At 67.7% G+C, this 6084-nt stretch carries 5 protein-coding genes and 1 pseudogene; all 6 read left to right on the plus strand.

Annotation, left to right across the window (positions count from 1 at the left end; translation table 11 throughout):
- Window positions 1-16 precede the first annotated feature (16 nt).
- A pseudogene (locus tag ACNQQL_RS30435) lies at window positions 17-121 on the plus strand (LysE family translocator); the annotation flags it as partial.
- A gap of 221 nt (window positions 122-342) precedes the next feature.
- Window positions 343-1113 carry a ferredoxin--NADP reductase gene (locus ACNQQL_RS30440; RefSeq protein ID WP_034179295.1) on the plus strand — a complete coding sequence of 257 codons (771 nt, stop codon included), beginning with the start codon at window positions 343-345 and terminating at the stop codon, window positions 1111-1113.
- Window positions 1114-1529: 416 nt separating this feature from the next.
- Window positions 1530-2345 (plus strand): quorum system sensor histidine kinase RqpS, encoded by an 816-nt coding sequence (gene rqpS / locus ACNQQL_RS30445; RefSeq protein WP_347067854.1) that lies wholly within the window; start codon window positions 1530-1532, stop codon window positions 2343-2345.
- Between the two features lie 7 nt (window positions 2346-2352).
- Window positions 2353-3009, plus strand: a complete 657-nt coding sequence (rqpR, locus tag ACNQQL_RS30450) for a response regulator transcription factor RqpR (RefSeq protein ID WP_072437568.1) — start codon at window positions 2353-2355, stop codon at window positions 3007-3009.
- A 225-nt stretch (window positions 3010-3234) separates the two neighbouring features.
- Window positions 3235-4641 (plus strand): amino acid permease, encoded by a 1407-nt coding sequence (locus ACNQQL_RS30455; RefSeq protein WP_347067856.1) that lies wholly within the window; start codon window positions 3235-3237, stop codon window positions 4639-4641.
- 287 nt (window positions 4642-4928) lie between these two features.
- Window positions 4929-5954: an XdhC family protein gene (locus ACNQQL_RS30460; RefSeq protein WP_034179299.1), complete on the plus strand. Its 1026-nt coding sequence runs from the start codon at window positions 4929-4931 to the stop codon at window positions 5952-5954.
- The last annotated feature ends 130 nt before the right edge of the window (window positions 5955-6084 follow it).

Here is a 6084-nt window from a genome sequence, read left to right on the forward strand (position 1 = left end):
CGACCCGATCGCCATCCGCCGCAAGCGCGGCTACCGGCGCGTGCGGCGCCCGCTCGACGCGCCGCGCGGCGTGGCGCTCGTCGGCCTCGGCGCGAAATTCGCGGCCGATCGACGAAAGTGAGTTGAAAGAATTCGTTGCGCCAAATCCGCGCAGCCACGCGGGTCAAGCCCGCGATCAGCGCCAACAGGGTAAAATAACCAGTTCGTCAATCGTCTGTCATCGAGAAGGCGCGTGTCCGACGCGCCGGCCGGCCGATCCGCGATCGGGCCGTCGCACTCGGTTTTTTTGCCCGTTTTTGGGCCCGTTACACGCGTTCGCCACGCGCGTCCGTTTTCAAAGCCATGAGCAAATACGACACCGCCACCGTCCAATCCGTCCACCACTGGACCGACACGCTTTTCAGCTTCACCTGCACCCGTGAGGCGAGCCTGCGCTTCAACAACGGCGAATTCACGATGGTCGGCCTCGAGGTCGACGGCAAGCCGCTCGCGCGTGCCTACTCGATCGTCAGCCCGAACTACGAAGAGCACCTCGAATTCTTCAGCATCAAGGTGCAGAACGGCCCGCTGACGTCGCGCCTGCAGCACCTGAAGGTGGGCGACACGGTGCTGATCGGCAAGAAGCCGACGGGCACGCTGGTCGCCGACAACCTGCTGCCGGGCAAGACGCTGTGGATGCTGTCGACGGGCACGGGCCTCGCGCCGTTCATGTCGATCATCCGCGATCCGGACATCTACGACCGCTTCGACAAGGTGATCCTCACGCACACGTGCCGCCTGAAGGGCGAGCTCGCGTACATGGACTACATCAAGCACGACCTGCCGGGCCACGAGTACCTGGGCGACATCATCAAGGAAAAGCTCGTCTACTACCCGACGGTCACGCGCGAAGCGTTCGACAACGAAGGCCGGATCACCGACCTGATCGCGACGGGCAAGCTGTTCACGGATCTCGACGTCCCGCCGTTCTCGCCGGAAAACGACCGCGTGATGCTGTGCGGCAGCACCGCGATGCTGAAGGACACGACCGACCTGCTGAAGCAGGCCGGCCTCGTCGAAGGCAAGAACAGCGCGCCGGGCCACTACGTGATCGAGCGCGCATTCGTGGACTGATCCGCCCCGAAATTTGTGCCGCATCAAAAAACCGGAGCAAAAGCTCCGGTTTTTTTTCGTCCCCACTTGGCGAATTCGTAACAAACTGGGACCATCTCATCTCAAATAGTTACATTTGGATACGTCATCGCCCGGTGCTTGGGTGTCAGTGTTTTTCCTACAACAGCTTCATTCCGATTATTCACATTTACCCTGAAATGTCCGCCCGACATGACCTTTTCGGAATTTTTGAGATATTATTCGGCGCGCGTGGCTGCCGTTCGGACGGAGGTTGGAGGGTCGGATGCAATCGTTACAAAATGTAACTTTTGTTACCTTGGCATGGGGCGATTCCCTGACGGCGACCGTGATCGAAACGGCAGTCGTTCCACGCAGCCAGCCGGTGTCTGAACCGCTTTCTGACAGCAGGGAGAGTCATGGATACGTTGCTTAACGCGCCCTCAGGCGCCCACGCCCCGTTCCCGTCGCGGCAGTTCGTACAGGGCTGCGCCGCTACTCCGCCCATTGCCGAAGCCGCGTCGATACGCGACGCGTGCGCCACGCGCATCGCGGCGCTGTCCGCCCAGCTGCTTGCCGCCGACGAAGCCGCGCGCCGCCATCTGGCCGGCGAGCTGCATGACGGGCTCGGCGCCGAACTCACCGCCGCGCGTTTCGCGCTGGCAAACGTTCAAACGTGGCTGCCGGCCGATGCGCCGGACGGCTGCGTGCGCGCGCTGGAGCTCGCCCAGCAGGCGCTCGACGCCGCGACCGACGCGAATCGCCGGCTGATCGACGAACGCGACACGCCGGCGCTCGACGCGGGCATGGTCGGCGCGCTGTCGTCGTGGGTCGACAGCCATGCGACGCGCACCGGCCTGCGCACCAGCTTCGTATGCGCGGCCGACGCGCGCCTGACGCAGATCGCCGGCGCCGGCGCGCTCGCGGTGTTCCGCGTCGCGCAGGAAGCGCTGTCGAACGTCGCGAAGCACGCACGGGCGACGTCGGTCGACGTGCGGATCGTCACCGACGGCACGCATCTGTCGCTGATCGTCGCCGACGATGGCACCGGTTTCGCCCGACGCCGCCGCACCGGCTACGGCCTCGCCGGCATGCGCGCACGCTGCGAAGCGTTCGGCGGCAGCTTCGACACGGCCACGCCGGAAACCGGCCACGGCACGCGCGTCACCGCGCGCTTCGCGTGGGATTCGCTGCTCGCGATGCCCGTCGCGGCACGCCGCGCGTCGCGTTCGTGAGGTCGTCATGAGCCTGAACATCCTGCTCGTGGACGATCACGCGATCGTCCGGCAAGGGGTCCGCCAGTTGCTGATCGACCGCGGCATCGCGCGCGACGTCACCGAGGCCGAGACCGGCGGCGACGCGATGGCGGCCGTCGACCGGCAGGAATTCGACGTGATCCTGCTCGACATCTCGCTGCCGGACACGAACGGCATCGAGGTGCTCAAGCGCCTCAAGCGCAAGCTGTCGCGCACGCCGGTGCTGATGTTCTCGATGTACCGCGAGGATCAGTACGCGGTACGCGCGCTGAAGGCCGGCGCCGCCGGCTACCTGTCGAAGACGGTCAACGCCGCGCAGATGATCGGCGCGATCCAGCAGGTCGCGGCCGGCCGCAAGTACGTGAGCCCCGCGATGGCCGAGGCGCTCGCCGAATACGTGTCGTTCGAGAACGAGCCGCTGCCGCACGAGAAGCTGTCCGACCGCGAATACCAGACGCTCTGCATGCTCGCGTCGGGCAAGCGGCTCACCGACATCGCGAACACGCTGTCGCTGTCCGTGAAGACGGTGAGCGTGTACCGGTCGCGGCTGCTCGAGAAGATGCGGCTGTCGAACAACGCGGAGCTCACGTTCTACGTGATGAGCAACCGGCTCGTCGACATGGCGCCCACGGCCGGCGCCTGATTCAACGGATTCGCCCGATACATCGGATTCGTACGATTCAACGGCGCGGCGCACGCCGCGTCGCTCTCAACCGCCGCCCGCATCAAGCGCAAGCGCTTGTTTTATCGGGCGATTCCGCGGCGCGCCGCTGCGCCGCAGCGGGCCTTGTCCGCCAAATCGGCTAAAATTGCGGGTTTTCACTCAGTCAGCGCCGCCGCGCTCGCGCGCGCTGGCAATTCATCCGCAATGTCCCTCTTCCGCAAGAAAAACGTCGATCGCATGATCGCCGGCGCGCACGCCGCCGGGCTCAAGAAAGCGCTCGGCGCGATCGACCTCACCTTCCTCGGCATCGGCGCGATCATCGGCACCGGCATCTTCGTGCTGACCGGCACCGGCGCCGTGCAGGCCGGCCCGGCACTGATGCTGTCGTTCGTGATCGCCGCGATCGCATGCGGCCTCGCGGCGCTGTCGTACGCGGAATTCGCGTCGACGATCCCCGTCGCCGGCTCGATCTACACGTATTCGTACGCGACGCTCGGCGAACTCGCCGCATGGATCATCGGCTGGGACCTGATGCTCGAGTACGGCCTCGCGGCATCGGCCGTGTCGGTCGGCTGGTCGGGCTACCTGCAGTCGCTGCTGCAGGGCTTCGGGCTGTCGCTGCCGACCGTGCTGACGGCGGCACCCGGCGCGGTGCCGGGCGTCGTCACGTGGTTCAACCTGCCCGCGTTCCTCGTGATGCTCGTGATCACGACGCTGCTGTCGATCGGCATCCGCGAGTCGACCCGCATCAACAACATCATGGTGTTCATCAAGGTGTCGGTCGTGCTGCTCGTGATCGCGGTCGGCCTGTTCCACGTGACGCCCGCGAACTGGAAGCCGTTCATGCCGCACGGCTGGAACGGCGTGTTCGGCGCTGCTGCCGTGATGTTCTTCGCGTTCATCGGCTTCGACGCGGTGTCGTCGGCGGCCGAGGAAGTGAAGAACCCGAAACGCGACCTGCCGATCGGCATCATCGCGTCGCTCGCGGTGTGCGCGGTGCTGTACGTGACGGTCGCCGCGGTCGCGACCGGCATCGTGCCGTCGGCGCAGTACGCGAACATCTCGCACCCGATCTCGTACGCGCTGCAGGCCGCCGGCGAGAACTGGGTCGCGGGCTTCATCGATCTCGGCGCCGTGCTCGGCATGCTGACCGTGATCCTCGTGATGAGCTACGGCCAGACCCGCGTGATCTTCGCGATGTCGCGCGACGGGCTGCTGCCGGCGACGCTGTCGCGCGTGCATCCGCGCTACGCGACGCCGTTCCTGACGACCTGGCTCGTCGGCCTGTTCTTCGGGCTGATCGCCGCGCTCGTGCCGCTCAACGTGCTCGCCGAGCTGATCAACATCGGCACGCTCGCGGCGTTCTCGATGGTGTCGATCGCGGTGCTCGTGCTGCGCCGCACGCACCCCGACCTGCCGCGCGCGTTCCGCTGCCCGGGCGTGCCCGTGGTGCCGATCCTCGCGGTCGCATCGTGCCTGTTCCTGATGCTGAACCTGCAGCCCGTCACGTGGGCCGCGTTCGGCATCTGGCTCGTGATCGGCCTCGTGATCTACTTCCTGTACTCGCGTCACCACTCGAAGCTCGCGCACGGTCACCACGACGCGCACTGACCTCCGCCGCTGCGCGCGCACGCCGCGCGCAGCGGTGCGACACCGCGCCGGGCCGTAACCGGCCTCGTGCGGCACGCCCCTTCCCCGCCGAATCAGCCGCCGCCGGACACGCGCCGCCGCGCCGTTCCCGCGCGCGATCGTGTCCGATCGTCGCGATCTCTTGCCCGATCCTCCGGATTTGCCCGCATGAATCGCACGCTGCCTGCACGCGCACGCCGGGCGGTTCATAATCCCGCCATCGAACGACGGCCCGGACCGGCGGGCTGCCCGGCAACAGGAAAAAGATGATGGAAAGCGTCGATCTCGATGTACTGAAATCCAGCGCGCGCTGGCTCGAAGAAGGGCGCCGCGTGCTGCTCGTGACGGTCGTGAAGACGTGGGGCTCGTCGCCGCGCCCCGAAGGCGCGATGCTCGCGGTGCGCGAGGACGGGCTCGTGGTCGGCTCCGTGTCCGGCGGCTGCATCGAGGACGACCTGATCGCCCGTGTGCACGCGAGCGGGATCGCGGCCGATGCGCGCCCGGAAGCGCTCAAGTACGGCGTGACGGCCGAGGAAGCGCACCGCTTCGGGCTGCCGTGCGGCGGCACGATCCAGCTCGTGCTGGAGCCGCTCACGCGCGACAGCGGGATTGCCGCGCTGTGCGCTGAAGTCGAGGCCGGCCGCCTCGTCACGCGCACGATGACGCTCGCGACCGGCCGCGCGTCGCTGTCGCCCGCGCAGGCGGCCGACGGGCTCGCGTTCGACGGCGAACGGCTCGTGACGATCCACGGGCCGCGCTACCGGATGCTCGTGATCGGCGCCGGCCAGTTGTCGCGCTATCTGTGCCAGATCGCGGTCGGGCTCGACTACCAGGTGACGGTGTGCGATCCGCGCGAGGAATACACGGATGCGTGGGACGTGCCGGGCACGCGCGTCGTGCGCACGATGCCCGACGATACGGTGCTCGACATGAAACTCGATGCGCGTTCGGCCGTGATCGCGCTCACGCACGATCCGAAGCTCGACGATCTCGCGCTGATGGAGGCGCTGAAGACACCCGCGTTCTACGTGGGTGCGCTCGGCTCGCGGCGCAACAACGCGGCGCGGCGCGAGCGGCTGCGCGAGTTCGACCTGAACGAAGCGGAACTGGGCCGGCTGCACGGGCCGGCCGGCATCTACATCGGCAGCCGGACGCCGCCGGAAATCGCGATCTCGATCCTCGCCGAGATCACCGCCGCGAAGAACAACGTGTCGCTGCCGACGATCCTGCAGGTCGAGGGCGCAAAGGCCGCGCGAGAAATCGCGGCGAACAGCGGCGCGGCCTGCGGCCTCTGATCCACACTGGCGAGGCGGGGCGGGCGCCCCCCCGGGGCGGCCCCCGCCCCCCCGGGCCCCGCAGGCCCCCCCCCCCCCCCCCCCCCCCGCCCCCCCCCCCCCCCCCCCCCCCCCCCCCCCCCCCCGCCCC

The organism is Burkholderia sp. LFS061 (genome assembly GCF_047978125.1).
In the GTDB taxonomy this organism is placed as follows: Bacteria; Pseudomonadota; Gammaproteobacteria; order Burkholderiales; family Burkholderiaceae; genus Burkholderia; species Burkholderia pyrrocinia_C.

Excerpts from the sequence above, each read along its gene's own strand:
- ACNQQL_RS30440 (WP_034179295.1), top strand. The coding sequence starts at position 343 with ATGAGCAAATACGACACCGCCACCGTCCAATCCGTCCACCACTGGACC.
- rqpS (WP_347067854.1), top strand. The coding sequence starts at position 1,530 with ATGGATACGTTGCTTAACGCGCCCTCAGGCGCCCACGCCCCGTTCCCG.
- rqpR (WP_072437568.1), top strand. The coding sequence starts at position 2,353 with ATGAGCCTGAACATCCTGCTCGTGGACGATCACGCGATCGTCCGGCAA.
- ACNQQL_RS30455 (WP_347067856.1), top strand. The coding sequence starts at position 3,235 with ATGTCCCTCTTCCGCAAGAAAAACGTCGATCGCATGATCGCCGGCGCG.
- ACNQQL_RS30460 (WP_034179299.1), top strand. The coding sequence starts at position 4,929 with ATGGAAAGCGTCGATCTCGATGTACTGAAATCCAGCGCGCGCTGGCTC.